This is a genomic window from Neorhizobium galegae (assembly GCF_021391675.1).
GTDB classification, from domain to species: Bacteria; Pseudomonadota; Alphaproteobacteria; order Rhizobiales; family Rhizobiaceae; genus Neorhizobium; species Neorhizobium galegae_B.
This window is the reverse complement of the sequence record NZ_CP090096.1, coordinates 324,410-338,293: the sequence shown is the minus strand read 5'-3', so window position 1 is coordinate 338,293 and position 13,884 is coordinate 324,410. Positions and strand designations below refer to the sequence as shown.

The following is a 13,884-nucleotide window of genomic DNA, read 5'->3' as shown; positions in this document are numbered from 1 at the left end:
CTTCGTGAAGCTCGATCGTATCGACATCAAGATCCTCTACGAGTTGCAGAAGAACGGCCGCATCACCAATGTCGAGCTTGCCGAGCTGGTCAATCTTTCACCCAGCCCCTGCCTGATGCGCGTCAAGAAGCTTCAGCAGGAAGGGTATATCGAGGGGTATTCGGCCCAGATCAACATCGGCAAGCTTGGCCAGACCTTGACGGTCTTCACCGAGGTCACGCTCAAGAACCATCGGCAGATCGACTTCGCGCGTTTTCTCGCAGCCGTGGAAAAAGTCGATCAGGTGATCGAATGCCACCTGGTGTCGGGCGGGTACGACTATATGCTCAAATTCGTCACCGCCGGTATCGGCGAATATCAGACGATCATGGAACGGCTGACCGACATGGATATCGGCATCGACAAATATTTCAGCTTCGTTGTCCTGAAGTCGCCGATCGTCAAAGCGCATATGCCGCTCATCAGCCTGTTCCGGGTATAGTCCGCACGGTCCAAGCCGCATTGTCCATGGACGTGAGACGGCAATTGCCGTCTCAGGCGTGCACGTAGGTTTTGACGAGTTCGGGATCACGCTCCAGACGATCGAGCCAGCCCGGATCGAGCTTCGGTACGGACGAGAACAGCAGTTTCGAATAGGGGTGCTGCGGGACCTTCGAGATCGAAGGCGTGATTTCCTCGACCTTGCGGCCGTTATACATCACGACGATCTCGTCGCAGATCGCTTCGACAACAGAGAGATCGTGGCTGATGAAGATGTAAGAGAGGGAAAGTTCCCGCTGCATTTCCTTCAGGAGATCGATGACCGCCGCCGCAACGACGGTGTCGAGGGCGGAGGTGATCTCGTCGCAGACGATCAGTTTCGGCTCGGCGGCGAGCGCCCGGGCAAAATTGACGCGCTGTTTCTGACCGCCCGAAAGCTCGGCGGGGGTTCGGCTGCGAAGCGTCTTCGGCAGGCGAACCATGTCGAGAAGCTCGTCGATCCGGGCATCCCGGACCTTGCCTTTCATGCCATGGTAGAATTTCAGCGGCCGTCCGAGAATTTCCTCGATCGTTTTGGCCGGATTGAGCGAGGTGTCCGCATGCTGGAAGACGATCTGCAGCTCGCGCAACTGCTCCCGGCTTCTCTGCCGGGCGGAGCGGGCAAGTTCGCGCCCGTCGAGGGTCAGTTGACCGGCTGATGCGGGGAGGATACCGGCAATCGAGCGAGCAAGCGTGGACTTGCCGCAGCCGGATTCACCGATGATGCCGAGATTGCGGCCTCGTTCCAGGGAAAGGCTTGCCTCCTGCACGGCCCTGACGAGCGGCAGACCGTCGGCCTGGACCGGGCCGTACCCGGCGATCAGGCCGTCGACCTTCAGGAGCGGCGCGTGTTCCGGCGCTGCAACAACCACACTTTCGCCGCGAGACTTCGGTTCAAAGGCCGAAAGCAGCTCGCGCGTATAGGGATGCTTGGCATCGGACAGGATATCGGCGGTGTTGCCGACTTCCTGCACATCGCCGCCGCGCAGCACGACGATGCGATCGGCGATCTGGGCGACGACCGCGAGATCGTGGGATACATAGACGCCGGCGATGCCGCTTTTCTTCATCACCGCCTTGAAGGCGCGCAACACCTCGATCTGGGTGGTTACGTCGAGCGCGGTGGTCGGCTCGTCGAATATGACGAGCTTCGGATCGGCGATAAGGGCCATCGCGGCGGCAAGGCGTTGCAACTGACCACCGGAAACCTGGTGCGGATAACGGTTGCCGATCTCTTCGGGATTGGGCAGCGAAAGCGACCTGAACAGGGAAATTGCCTTCTCCCTGGCCTGCGCTAGCGGCATCAGCCGATGGATGCGCGTAACTTCGACAACCTGGTCGATGATGCGCTTCGACGGGTTGAACGCGGCCGCGGCGGACTGCGGCACATAGGAGACCTCGAGGCCACGCACATGTGCGCGCTGACGCTCGCTCAGCGTCACCATGTCCTTGCCGGCCACTGTGACGCTGCCGCTCGAGATCCGACAGCCGGGACGGGCATAGCCCATGATCGTCAGCGCGATCGTCGTCTTTCCCGATCCGCTTTCTCCGATCAGAGCGACGATTTCGCCCGGCGCGACATCGAGGTCGATGCCTTTGATAATCTCGATGCGGCGGCCCGCATCGGTCGTTGCCTCTACCCTCAGATCGCGAATTTCAACGAGATTTTCCATTCACGTGCTCCGATCGCGTATCTTCTTGGGCAAATTGTCGATCAGCAGATTGACGCTGATGGTGAGGCTCGCAATTGCCAGCGAGGGAACGATGACGGCGGGCGCCCCGAATGGCAGGCCGCCGATATTCTCGTGAACCAGTGCTCCCCAATCCGCATAGGGCGGCTGGACGCCGAGACCGAGGAAGGAAAGCCCGGAGAGAAGGAGGACGACGAACACGAAGCGGATGCCGAAATCGGCAAGCAGCGGCCCCGTGATGTTCGGCAGGATCTCCGAAAAGACGACATAAGGAATGCCCTCGCCACGGGTTCGGGCAACCGTGATGTAATCCATCGTATTCACGTTTACGGCAAGCGACCGGGCAAACCGATAGGCGCCAGGCGTGTAGATCACGGCCAGCATGACGATCAGAACGGGAAGCGATGACCCGACTGCAGCAGCGACGACCAGACCCGAAAGCTTGCTCGGAATTGAGTTGAGGGCATCGAGCAACCGGCTCAATAGCGTATCGAACCAGCCACCGATAACGGCAGCCGCCATGCCGAGCGCCGCACCGCTGAAACACGCGAGGCAGACGGCGGCAAGCGAGATGCCGACCGTATAGCGGGCGCCCATGATGATGCGCGAGAACATGTCCCGGCCCAGATAGTCGGAGCCGAGAAGCAGTTTGCTGCTCATCGGGCCGAAATAGTCTTCGTCGATGATCTCGCCAACAGGATGGGGGATGATATGGGGCGCGAGAAGGGCGATCACCGCCCAGAAGAGAATGACAGTAAAGCCGATCATTCCAACCCAGCTGAAACGATAACTCACTCTACGGGGCAGCGTCGTGGACGTCGTCATGGTCAGCGCACCCTCGGATTGGCCAGGATTGCAACAATGTCGGCGAACGTGATGAGCGCGAGGTAGCCGACGCAGAAAATGATGGCGCAGGATTGAATGAGCGGGAGATCCCGGGTGGAAACACCGTCGACCATCAGCTTTGCGACGCCGGGGTAGTTGAAGATCGTCTCGACGATGATGACGCCGCCGACCAGATAGGAGAGTGAGAGAGCAATCGCATTGGCGATCGGGCCGACCGCGTTCGGCAGTGCGTGCAGCAGGACTGCGCGCCAGCGTGACGCACCTTTGAGGATTGCGGCCTCCACATAGGGCGTGTTGATCGTATCGATGACGGCGGCGCGGGTCATGCGGATCATCTGGGCCGAGACGACAAAGGTGAGCGTGATGACCGGCATGGCGTAGATCCTCAGCACCTGCCAGAAGGACGTGACATCGCTGGCGAAAGAAAGCGCCGGCAACCATTTGAGATAGACGGAGAACAGGAGCACGGCCGAGGTCGCGATCATGAACTCGGGCACCGAGATGACGCCGATCGTCAGGATTGTCACGATACGGTCGTAGACGGAGCCACGAAACATGGCGGCAGTGATGCCAAGCGTCAGCGACAGGGGAACCGCAAAAAGGGTGACGATGCCGGCAAGACGCATCGTGTTGACGAACCGTGCCCCGATCAGCTGTGCGACCGGTAGATTGTTGACATAGGATATCCCCAGATCGCCCTGCAGCAATCCTATGAGCCATCGCCCGAAACGGAGGAAGGCGGGTTCGTCGAGATGCATCGCAGCCCTTAGGCCGGCAACGGCTTCCGGCGTCGCGGCCTGACCGAGCAGGATCGTGGCGGTATCGCCCGGCAGCATTGCCGTTGCGAAAAAGACCGCGAAGGACACGATCAGCAGCGTCAGGGCGGAACTGCCGAGCCGGTTCGTGATGAGTCCAAGGACATAGGTGCGCAATAGGGTTTCCTTGCCTGAAAAGTTCGAGATAGCCGGCACCATCCATGGACGAACCAGGACAGCGCTATCAGGCGCAACCACGGCGGCAGAAGAAGCTTCCCCTGCCGCCAAGGATCAAGCCTCAGGCGTCGAGCCAGACGTATTCGGCAAAGGCGTAACCCATCATGCCGCCGAGCGGATTGGCTTCAAGGCCCTTCAATTTCCCCGAGATCGCATCCACGTTCGAAATGTAGACCGGGATGACCGTACCGGCTTCCTCGGAAATCATCACCTGCATCTGGCCGTAGATTTCCTTGCGCTTGGCCTCGTCGAGAAGACCGCGCGCCTCGACAAGCATATTATCGAATTTCTCCGACTTGTACTGGCTTTCATTCCACGGTGCGTTGGAGGCGTAGAGAAGCGAAAACAGGATGTCCGGCGTCGGCCGCGGGTTGATATTGCCGAAGTGAACCGGTGCCTTCAGCCAGTAATTCGACCAATAGCCATCGGAAGGAACGCGCTGAACGTCGAACTTCATGCCGATCTCGGAACCCGACTGCTGGAGGAGCGTCGCCATTTCAACCGCCGCGTTCGGCGCTTCCGACGTGATCATCGGGATGGACTGGCCGAGCAGGCCGGCCTTCTGGAAATGGAACTTTGCCTTGTCCGGATCGTAGGCTTTCGGTTTCAGTTCGGCATTATGATAGACGCTGGCCGGGGAGACCGGCTGGTCGTTTGCGATTTCGGCAAGGCCGCGCAAAACGGATTTCTGAATCTGCTGCCGGTTGATCAGATATTTCATGCCGGCAGCGAAATCGGCCTTGTTGCCGGGGGCGAGATCGAGACGGATGTTGAGGTCGGTATAGTTGCCCGACGTGGTCTGCGACAGCACGAAGCCCGGCTGGCTTTCCACCAGCTTCATCGAGCGCGGCTTGATCGAGGCCGCGAGATGGATATCACCCGAAAGCAGCGCGTTGACGCGCGCGTTGTCGTCGCTGATGGCGAAGAACTCGAACGAATCCACGTTGGGACCGCCAGCCTTGAAGTAGTTGGGGTTCTTGGTGAAGATCGATTTGACGCCCGGCTGGAAGGTTTCCATCTTGAACGCGCCGGTACCGACGCCCTTCGAAAAGTCGGTCGTCCCGTCCTGCACGATCATGAAATGGTGCTGCGACAGGATGGTCGGCAAGTCGGCATTCGGGTTGGCCAGGGTAATTTCGACCGTCAGCGAATCGACGTCCTTGACGTCGGTGATCTGCTTGGCGATCGCGTTGACCTTGGAGCCGACGGCAGGATCGAGATGCCGCTTCAGCGAGAAGACGACGTCTTTCGACGACAGCGACTTTCCGTCGTGGAAGGTGACGCCGGAGCGGAGCTTGACGGTCCAGACCTTGGCGTCTCCGCTCTTGATGCTTTCGGCGAGTTCCATCTGAACGGTGCCGCCCTTATCAAGGAAGGTCAGGCGGTTGTAGATTGCGCAGCAACGGACGTAGTCGGTCGACAGCGACGCCTTGGCCGGGTCGAGCGTATCGGCGGTCGACGACGACCAGCCGGCCGCCTTCAAATGCCCGCCCGACTTCGGGGTGGCAGCCACCGCACTGGAAGCGCGGCCGAGGATCAGGCCACCTGCGGAAAGCGCAACGCCACCTGCCAACATCATCGTCAGCAGTTCGCGGCGGCTTGCGCCCCGGCGGATGGCGTTCTCGATCATGGCGTCGTCAGACGTGGTCCAGTTCGTGATCTTGTCGTTCATGTCATTCCCCTTTTCGCTGGTTGGCGGGCAACCCATCTTCCGTGGTTTTGGCCCGATGCTAGAAAATCGTGAATTCTGTCAGTTGCCGTGCGCGGTCCTCACGGCTTCGGCCAATCCGGCCATGGACGTGAAATGATAGTCGGGCTCGGTGAACTGCGACGGTTCGATCGTGCCGCCGTAGCCAGGCTGCGCATGTCGACGCTGAATCCAGCAATTCGTCATGCCGAGATCGCGGGAAACGCCAATGTCGTGATACTGGCTCTGGGCGACATGCAGGATGTCGCTCTTGTCGCCCCCATCCTTGGCAACGAAGTCGAACACCTTGTGGAAGAAGGCCGGATCAGGCTTTTCCGTACCGGTGTCGTCGGCGGTGAAAGCGGCATAAAACGGATTGCCGAGCGCCGCTGCGAAATAGTCGAAAGCCCAGCGGCGCGCATTGGTCATGGCGATCAGGCGATAACGCCTGCCAAGCTCTGCCATCGCCGCGGCACTATCGGGAAAAGCCTTCCAGATTTTGGCGGAATCCCGCAGGCGAATGCCATAGGCCTCCTCGGCCGGCAGTCCGAGCTTCGGCGCAATCGCAAGATAGACGCGCACCAAGTCGTCGGGGAAAAGATCGGCATCTCCGGAATACCGGGCGGCGCGATACAGGGAAAGCGCCTCTTCGCTGTCGATCGCGACATTGGCTTCGGCTGCGATGCCCTGCAGGCAGGATGTCAGACCGCTCTCGAAATCGATGAGCGTGCCGACCACGTCGAAGGTCATGTACTTGAATTCCGGAAGAGCTTTCGTCAATTCCATATCCCCAGTTGATGCTGCTGGCAGAACGCCGTCTGCGAAAGAATATGCTGTTCCCGACCTGGACTTTTTTCTATCAAAAATCCTGGATTTTAGGGGCTTCAGGGCCCTCGTTAACGACAATAGTGACAGTTCGACGGAACGGTTTTCGCCGAATCGGTAGGGCCGCTCGGCACAAAATTTCGAAAACGGGCTGCCGACGATATTTCGGCCGACAGCCCCAAGGCCGGGTCAACCCTTCACCGCGCGGCGGACATCGGGATCTTCCAGGGTCTGATCCAGTGTCTTTGCGGTGCGTTCGATAATCGCGTCGATATCCGCCTCCGTGCAGCAGAGCGGCGGGGCATATCCGATGACGCCGTTGGCGAAGGCCCGGATCACCAGGCCATTGTCCCAGGCGCGGTCGAATACCCGGCGGGCCGGCGCGGCTTCGATCGGAAGCGGCGTTTTGGCGGCCTTATCGGTCACCAGCTCGATGGCCGCCAGCATGCCGCGACCCCGGACATCGCCGACCAGCGGGTGGGACTTGAGGCTTTCGAGACCTGCCATAAGCCGCGCGCCGGCCTTGATACCGTTTTCGAGCAGCCCGCCTTCGTAGAGCTTTAGCACTTCCAGACCCACGGCCGCGCTGACAGGGTGGGCCGAATAGGTGTAGCCGTGCCCGACCGCCGAGGCACCGGCGCCATCGGCGATCACCTGGTAGACATGATCCGCCATGAGTACGGCGCCCATCGGAACATAACCCGAGGTCAGGCCCTTGGCCGTCGTCATGAAATCGGGAACGATGTCATCCTCGCTGCAGGCGAACAGCGGTCCGGTGCGGCCGAAGCCGGTGATCACCTCGTCGGCGACGAACAGGATGCCGTATTCCTTGCAGAGGTTGCGGATCGCCTTCATCCAGCCCTTGGGCGGAACGATGACGCCGCCGGAACCCTGGATCGGCTCTGCATAGAACGCCGCCACGCGATCGGCGCCGACCGCCTCGATCTTCGCCTTCAGCGCGGCAAGCGAGGCTTCGATGATCGATTTCGGATCCTCGCCGACCGGGTTACGATAGGGGTAAGGCGACGGGATCTTGTGCTGCCAGTCGAAGGGAATGCCGAAGCCCGCATGGAAGTTCGGCAGTGCCGTCAGGCCGGCGCCGACCGTGGAGGAACCGTGGTAACCCTGCTCGATCGAAATGAACTGATCGCGCTGCGGCTGCCCCTTGGCAATCCAGTAATAGCGGATGAAGCGGATCGTGCTGTCGACGGCGTCCGAGCCGCCGAGCGTGAAGTAGACATGATCGAGATCGCCCGGCGCACGTTCGGCAAGCTCGGCGGCAAGCCGGATGGCCGGCTCGGAACCAAGGCCGAAATAGGCGGTTGCGTAGGGAAGCTCCCGCATCTGACGGGCCGCGGCCTCGACGATCGTCTCATGCCCGTAACCGGCATTGACGCACCAGAGACCGGCAAAACCGTCTATCAACTGGTGCCCTTGCGCGTCGGTGACGGTCGCGCCCTTGCCCGAGGCGAGCACCCGCACGCCCTGTTTTTCATGGCCGCGGTAGGACGCGACAGGATGGACGAGATGGGCGCGATCGAGTTCGATGAGGGAATTGCTGAGCATGGTCGTCTCCGGATCAGCCGAGGGCTTGGTTGGCCAGGGCAAAGGTGGTGAATGTCGAGGTGGCGGGACGGGCCACTACGGGGCGCGCCATTGCGATGCCGCCGCCCGCGTGAGCGAGCGAATGCTCCGTCAGCCAGGAGGCGAGGCCGGCATCGCCCGTGTCGATCCTGAGGAAGGCGCCGGCCCGGCGGCTCATGAAATGGCTGACGAGCGCCTTGGCGTCCTCTAAATCCGTCGCGACGACAGGCCCGACGACTTCGCCGCGACCGAACGCCCTGATGCAGGCAAACCCTGCGATCTTGCCGTTGCGGCGGATTACGGCGAACTCGCCGATTTCGGCAAATTTTTCGATCAGCACCGAACGGTTGGCGCCAAAGGCGTCGCGATCGATGGCGGTAATCTCGGAGAGATCGGCAGCCGTGGCGGTCTCGGTGTCGGTGGGCGCCGGCACCTCGGCGACGGTGCCCTGATGCTGGAAAACGGCGCCGGTCTTCCGGAAACCCAGCTTTTCATAAAGCGGCAGGCCATCGGAGGTGGCGATCAGCCGAAGCGGCCGCTCGCCACCAAGTCCGAGGACTGCGTCCATCAGGCGGCGTCCGACGCCACGGCCACGCAGGTTGGCTCCGACGATCACCATGTTGATGGTGGCGCAGTCATCGCCGTAAGGGGTCATCAATGCCGTGCCGACTACTTCGCCGGTCTCGTCCAACGCGACCACGCCCTGGCTCAGATGCAGGGCGACTTGCCAGTCCTGCAGGCGGTGCGGCCAGCCGGCTTCGCGCGAAAGGTGGGTGGCGCGATCCAGATGCTCGATGCCGAAAGTTATGGTTTCGATGTCTCCGACTTGCATCGACAATGCTCTCCCTTTTGAGCTTCGAGTTTCGAGGGGAAGGGGCCGGACGATTATCCGAAGGCGGGGCCGGCGGCGGTATCTTTCGCCAAACCGGCGGCATGGGACCGCATCTTATGCCGTGCGTTGGCAATCACGGCCGACAAAACCCGGGTCGTCGGCCGCCACGCCGGCCACCATCTGCAACCAAATGCCAAACCGGCGCCACGATACGAAACTTTCTGCTTCGGATGGGGGGAAATCAGTCGGCTCGGATGCCCGAAGCGGCCTTATGATCATGTCGTCAACCGAAAGGCTCGATGGGCCATCACGCAAGGACCAAGCGCATGACGACGTTCCGCCCGAAATATATCACCTTCGACTGCTACGGCACGCTGACCAACTTCCAGATGGCCGAGGCTGCGCTTGACCTTTATGGTGAACGTCTCGACGAGCCGCGCATGGCGAAGTTCATCAAGAATTTCGCAGCCTACCGGCTGGACGAGATCATGGGCGACTGGAAACCTTATGCGGACGTCGTCCACAACTCGCTGGAGCGCAGCTGCAAGGCGAACGGCATCGCTTTCAAGGATGAAGATGCCAGGATGGTCTATGAGCGCGTGCCGACATGGGGTCCTCATGCGGATGTTCCTGCCGGTCTTGCCAAGGTCGCCAGAGAAATCCCGCTCGTCATTCTCTCGAACGCGATGAACGACCAGATCCCCTCAAACGTCGCAAAGCTCGGCGCGCCGTTCCACGCCGTTTATACGGCGGAACAGGCTAATGTCTACAAACCGCGCTTTCAGGCCTTCGAATACATGTTCGATATGCTCGGCTGCGGCCCGGAGGACATTCTTCATTGCTCCTCGTCCTTCCGGTACGACCTGATGTCGGCGCATGACCTCGGCATCAAGAACAAGGTCTGGGTCAACCGTGGTCACGAGCCGGCCAACCCCTTCTATGGCTATGTGGAAATCTCCGACATTTCCGGCCTGCCGGGCGTGGTCGGTCTCTAAGGAAGGCCGAAGCCGATGAAATATGTCTCCTACTGGCATGATACGGCGCCCCGTTTTACGGGCGCCGCGGAAGGGCCGATCGAAGGTCACTACGACGTTGCTGTGGTCGGCGGCGGCTTTACCGGGCTCGGCGCGGCGCGTCAGCTCGCCATGGCCGGCGCGAAGGTTATCGTGCTGGAGGCGGTGACGGTCGGCTTCGGAGCGTCCGGCCGTAACGGCGGCCACCTGAACAACGGCCTTGCCCACAGCTATCTTTCGGCCAAGCAGGAGCTCGGCAAGGAGCGGGCGATCGCGCTTTACAAGGCGCTCGACAGCTCGATCGACACGCTGGAAGCAATCATCGCCGAGGAAGGCATCGACTGCAACTTCCGCCGCGCCGGCAAACTGAAGCTTGCTTCCAAGCCGCAGCATTTCGAAGGGCTCGCCAGGAATTTCGAGGCGGTTCACGCAGAGGTCGATCCGGATACGGCGCTGCTGTCGCCCGAAGACCTCGCCCAGGAGATCGGTTCACCTTTCCACGGCGCCATGCTGTCGAAGAAGAGCGCCATGATGCATATGGGACGCTACGTCGTCGGCCTCGCCGAGGCGGCAAAAAGGCGCGGTGCAATCATCGTCGAGAAGGCGACGGTCACCGATGTTTCGAAATCGGGTGGCCGACATGTGCTGAAGACCGCCAGAGGCTCGGTCACGGCCGACAATGTCCTGATGGCAAGCGGCGCCTACACGACGCCGAATTTCGGTTATTTCCGCCGTCGGATCATGGCCGTCGGCAGTTTCATCATCGCAACACGGCCGCTGACGGAGCAGGAAGTCGCCTCGACGATGCCGGGCAACCGCACCTGCGTCAACAGCATGAATATCGGCAACTACTGGCGCCTGTCGCCGGACAACCGGCTGATCTTCGGCGGCCGCGCTCGATTTTCGGCGACCTCCGACCAGCGTTCGGACGCCAGGAGCGGCGCAATCCTTCGCGATAGCCTGACCCGCATCTTTCCGCAGCTATCCCATGTGGAGATCGACTATTGCTGGGGCGGTCTGGTGGACATCACCAAGGATCGTTACCCGCGGGCGGGCTTCCATGACGGGTTATGGTACGCGATGGGTTATTCCGGCCATGGTGCGCAGCTTGCAACCCATCTCGGCATGACGGTCGCCGACGCAATCCTCGGTCGGCCTGACAGAAACCCCGTCAAGGGGCTAGACTGGCCGGCAGTTCCGGGTCATTTCGGCAAGCCGTGGTTCCTGCCGCTGGTCGGGCTTTATTACAAGATGCTCGACAAGGTCCAGTAACGGAACTCTTGCCATCGCCGAGAACAAAAGAGGTGGGGTTGCGATGGCAACCTCACCTTTTCTGGCAAGCGTTCCGGGTGCGGAAACGTGCTCAGTTGAGCCCGCCGATGTGGAAAGTCTTCACTTCCAGATATTCCTCGATCCCGAGCTGCGAACCCTCGCGTCCCAGGCCCGACTGCTTGACGCCGCCGAAGGGGGCGACCTCGGTCGAGATCAGGCCGGTATTCAGCCCGACCATCCCGAATTCCAGCGCCTCGCCGACACGCCAAGCCCGCTTCAGGCTTTCTGTATAGAAATAGGCGGCCAGCCCGAAGGGCGTGCCATTGGCAATGGCAATCGCTTCCTCCTCGGTCTCGAAACGGAAGAGCGGCGCGACCGGGCCAAACGTCTCTTCGCTGGCAAGCTGCATGTCGGTGGTGGCTCCGGTCAGCACGATCGGAGCCGTGTATTGGCCACCGGTCGGCAGATCGGCCCTGGCCGTGACGATCGTCGCGCCTTTGGCGAGCGCATCTTCGACATGGCGGTTGATCTTGGCGGTTGCGGCATCGTTGATCATCGGGCCGATCGAAACGCCCGGCTCGGTTCCGGGGCCGACCTTCATGGCATTCACCCGGGCGGTGAGCCTCTCGGCGAAGCGATCGTAGATGCCCGCCTGCACGAGAATGCGGTTGGCGCAGACGCAGGTCTGGCCGCCATTGCGGAATTTCGATATGATCGCCCCTTCGATGGCAAGGTCGATATCCGCATCGTCGAAGACGATGAAGGGGGCGTTGCCGCCGAGTTCGAGCGACAGCCGCTTGATGCTGTCCGCCGCGCCACGCATCAGCAGCGAACCGACCGGCGTGGAGCCGGTAAACGAGATCTTCCGCACGGCCGTGTTGGCCATGATCTCGTTGCCGATTTCCTTCGGCATGCCGGTGACGATGTTGACGACGCCTGCCGGGATGCCGGCCATTTCAGCGAGCACGCCGAGCGCAAGTGCCGAATAGGGGGTGAATTCCGAAGGTTTCACCACGACGGTACAGCCGGCGGCGAGCGCCGGCGCGATCTTGCGGGTGATCATCGCGTTCGGAAAATTCCAGGGCGTGATGATGCCGCAGACGCCGACCGGCTCCTTCAGCACGATGATGCGGCGATCGGGTGTCGGCGATGGAATGGTCTGGCCGCCGATGCGGCGCGCCTCCTCCGCAAACCACTTGACGAAGGAGGCGCCGTAACGGATTTCGCCGCGCGCCTCGTCGAGCGGTTTGCCCTGTTCGGTGGTCAGCATCAGCGCCAGATCTTCGAGATGTTCGATCATCAGGCCGTACCAGGTCTCAAGCAAGGCGGCGCGCTCCGCATGGGTACGCCTCTTCCAAGCCGGATAGGCCTTCTCGGCAGCCTCGATCGCCGCGCGGGTCTCATCGCCGCCCATGTCGGGAACGGTGCCGATCACTTCCTGGTTTGCGGGATCGAAGACGTCGACGGTCTTGCCGGATCGGGCGCCGACCCAAGTGCCGCCGATCAAACCTTCTTGCCGAAACAGGGAGGGGAGCTTCAAATTCCGCATATGTCCAATCCTCGATACGATGTTCAAAGTGCGGCGAGCAGCGCCGCGGTGATGGCGTCTGTCCGGTCCTTGCCGGGAACCGTGCCGATGCCGCTGGCCGTGACCGCTTCGATCGCCGTCAAGACGGCGGTCGAAGCATCCTTTTCGCCCAGATGATCGAGCATCATTGCGCCGGACCAGACCGTGGCGATCGGGTTGGCGATCCCAAGATGGGCGATGTCGGGCGCCGAGCCATGCACCGGTTCGAACATCGAAGGCGCATTGCGCTCCGGGTTGATATTGGCCGAGGCGGCAAAACCGAGGCCGCCCTGGATGGCCGCACCGAGATCGGTCAGGATATCGCCGAACAGGTTGGAAGCGACCACGACGTCGAGCGTTTCAGGGGCCATCACCATGCGCGCCGCCATGGCGTCGATGTGATAGCTGGTGACATCCACGTCAGGATATTGCGCCGAAAGCTGCCGGGTGACGTCGTCCCAGAAGACCATCGAATATTTCTGGGCGTTCGACTTGGTCACCGAGGCCAGCTTGCCGCGCCGCGACCGGGCCTGTTCGAAGGCAAAACGCAGGATGCGCTCGACGCCCTTGCGGGTAAAGATCGACGTCTCGACGGCAACTTCATCGGCCGTGCCCTGATGGATACGGCCGCCTGCGCCCGAATATTCGCCCTCGGTGTTCTCGCGGATGCAGAGAATGTCGAAGGCGGTTGCCTTCAGCGGTCCTTCGACACCGGCCAGCAGGCGGTGAGGGCGGATGTTGGCATATTGAACGAAGCTCTTGCGGATCGGCAGCAGCAGGCCGTGCAGCGACACGGAATCCGGCACTTCTGCCGGCCAGCCGACGGCACCAAGCAGGATCGCGTCGAAGCTGCGCAACGTTTCGATCCCGTCCGCCGGCATCATTGCGCCGGTCTCCTTGTAGAAGGCGCAGGACCACGGAAATTCCGTGGCTTCAAACACGAAGCCGTGCGCTTTGGCGGCCTTCCGCAGCACCGACCATGCGGCCGCTGTCATGTCGCGGCCGATGCCGTCGCCGGGGATCAAGGCAATCCTGTATGATTTCATGTTCTTCGTC

At 61.4% G+C, this 13,884-nt stretch carries 12 protein-coding genes; 3 read left to right on the top strand and 9 right to left on the bottom strand.

The window, feature by feature from the left end; translation table 11 throughout:
* The first annotated feature begins 4 nt into the window (after positions 1-4).
* Complete coding sequence (locus LZK81_RS24365) at positions 5-481, top strand: Lrp/AsnC family transcriptional regulator (protein ID WP_037086105.1); 477 nt, start codon at positions 5-7, stop codon at positions 479-481.
* Between the two features lie 52 nt (positions 482-533).
* Here the strand turns inward: LZK81_RS24365 and LZK81_RS24360 are convergent, their stop codons facing one another.
* From LZK81_RS24360 to LZK81_RS24330, 7 genes are all read right to left on the bottom strand, one after another.
* Positions 534-2,192, bottom strand: a complete 1,659-nt coding sequence (locus LZK81_RS24360; protein WP_233957614.1) for an ABC transporter ATP-binding protein — start codon at positions 2,190-2,192, stop codon at positions 534-536.
* The gene (locus tag LZK81_RS24355; protein WP_233957813.1) at positions 2,193-3,041 is read right to left on the bottom strand and encodes an ABC transporter permease; all 849 of its coding nucleotides are present in this window, start codon (positions 3,039-3,041) and stop codon (positions 2,193-2,195) included. It lies immediately after the preceding gene.
* On the bottom strand, positions 3,038-4,030 hold the full coding sequence (locus LZK81_RS24350; protein ID WP_418936527.1) for an ABC transporter permease: 993 nt from the start codon (positions 4,028-4,030) through the stop codon (positions 3,038-3,040). The genes LZK81_RS24355 and LZK81_RS24350 overlap by 4 nt, the downstream gene beginning before the upstream one ends.
* A 79-nt stretch (positions 4,031-4,109) precedes the next feature.
* Positions 4,110-5,720, bottom strand: a complete 1,611-nt coding sequence (locus LZK81_RS24345) for an ABC transporter substrate-binding protein (protein ID WP_233957612.1) — start codon at positions 5,718-5,720, stop codon at positions 4,110-4,112.
* Positions 5,721-5,798: 78 nt separating this feature from the next.
* Entirely contained in the window at positions 5,799-6,515 is a 717-nt protein-coding gene (locus tag LZK81_RS24340; protein WP_046610579.1) for an HAD-IA family hydrolase, read from the bottom strand.
* A 234-nt stretch (positions 6,516-6,749) separates the two neighbouring features.
* Positions 6,750-8,126 (bottom strand): aspartate aminotransferase family protein, encoded by a 1,377-nt coding sequence (locus LZK81_RS24335; protein WP_233957611.1) that lies wholly within the window; start codon positions 8,124-8,126, stop codon positions 6,750-6,752.
* Between the two features lie 13 nt (positions 8,127-8,139).
* Positions 8,140-8,976 carry a GNAT family N-acetyltransferase gene (locus LZK81_RS24330; protein ID WP_233957610.1) on the bottom strand — a complete coding sequence of 279 codons (837 nt, stop codon included), beginning with the start codon at positions 8,974-8,976 and terminating at the stop codon, positions 8,140-8,142.
* A gap of 326 nt (positions 8,977-9,302) precedes the next feature.
* Between LZK81_RS24330 and LZK81_RS24325 the strand changes: the two genes are divergently transcribed.
* Positions 9,303-9,971, top strand: coding sequence for a haloacid dehalogenase type II (locus tag LZK81_RS24325; protein WP_233957609.1), 669 nt, complete (start codon positions 9,303-9,305; stop codon positions 9,969-9,971).
* Positions 9,972-9,986: 15 nt separating this feature from the next.
* The gene (locus LZK81_RS24320) at positions 9,987-11,261 is read left to right on the top strand and encodes an NAD(P)/FAD-dependent oxidoreductase (protein ID WP_233957608.1); all 1,275 of its coding nucleotides are present in this window, start codon (positions 9,987-9,989) and stop codon (positions 11,259-11,261) included.
* 91 nt (positions 11,262-11,352) lie between these two features.
* Here the strand turns inward: LZK81_RS24320 and LZK81_RS24315 are convergent, their stop codons facing one another.
* Entirely contained in the window at positions 11,353-12,810 is a 1,458-nt protein-coding gene (locus LZK81_RS24315) for an NAD-dependent succinate-semialdehyde dehydrogenase (RefSeq protein WP_233957607.1), read from the bottom strand.
* Between the two features lie 23 nt (positions 12,811-12,833).
* Positions 12,834-13,874, bottom strand: coding sequence for a tartrate dehydrogenase (locus tag LZK81_RS24310; protein WP_233957606.1), 1,041 nt, complete (start codon positions 13,872-13,874; stop codon positions 12,834-12,836).
* Positions 13,875-13,884: the final 10 nt, after the last annotated feature.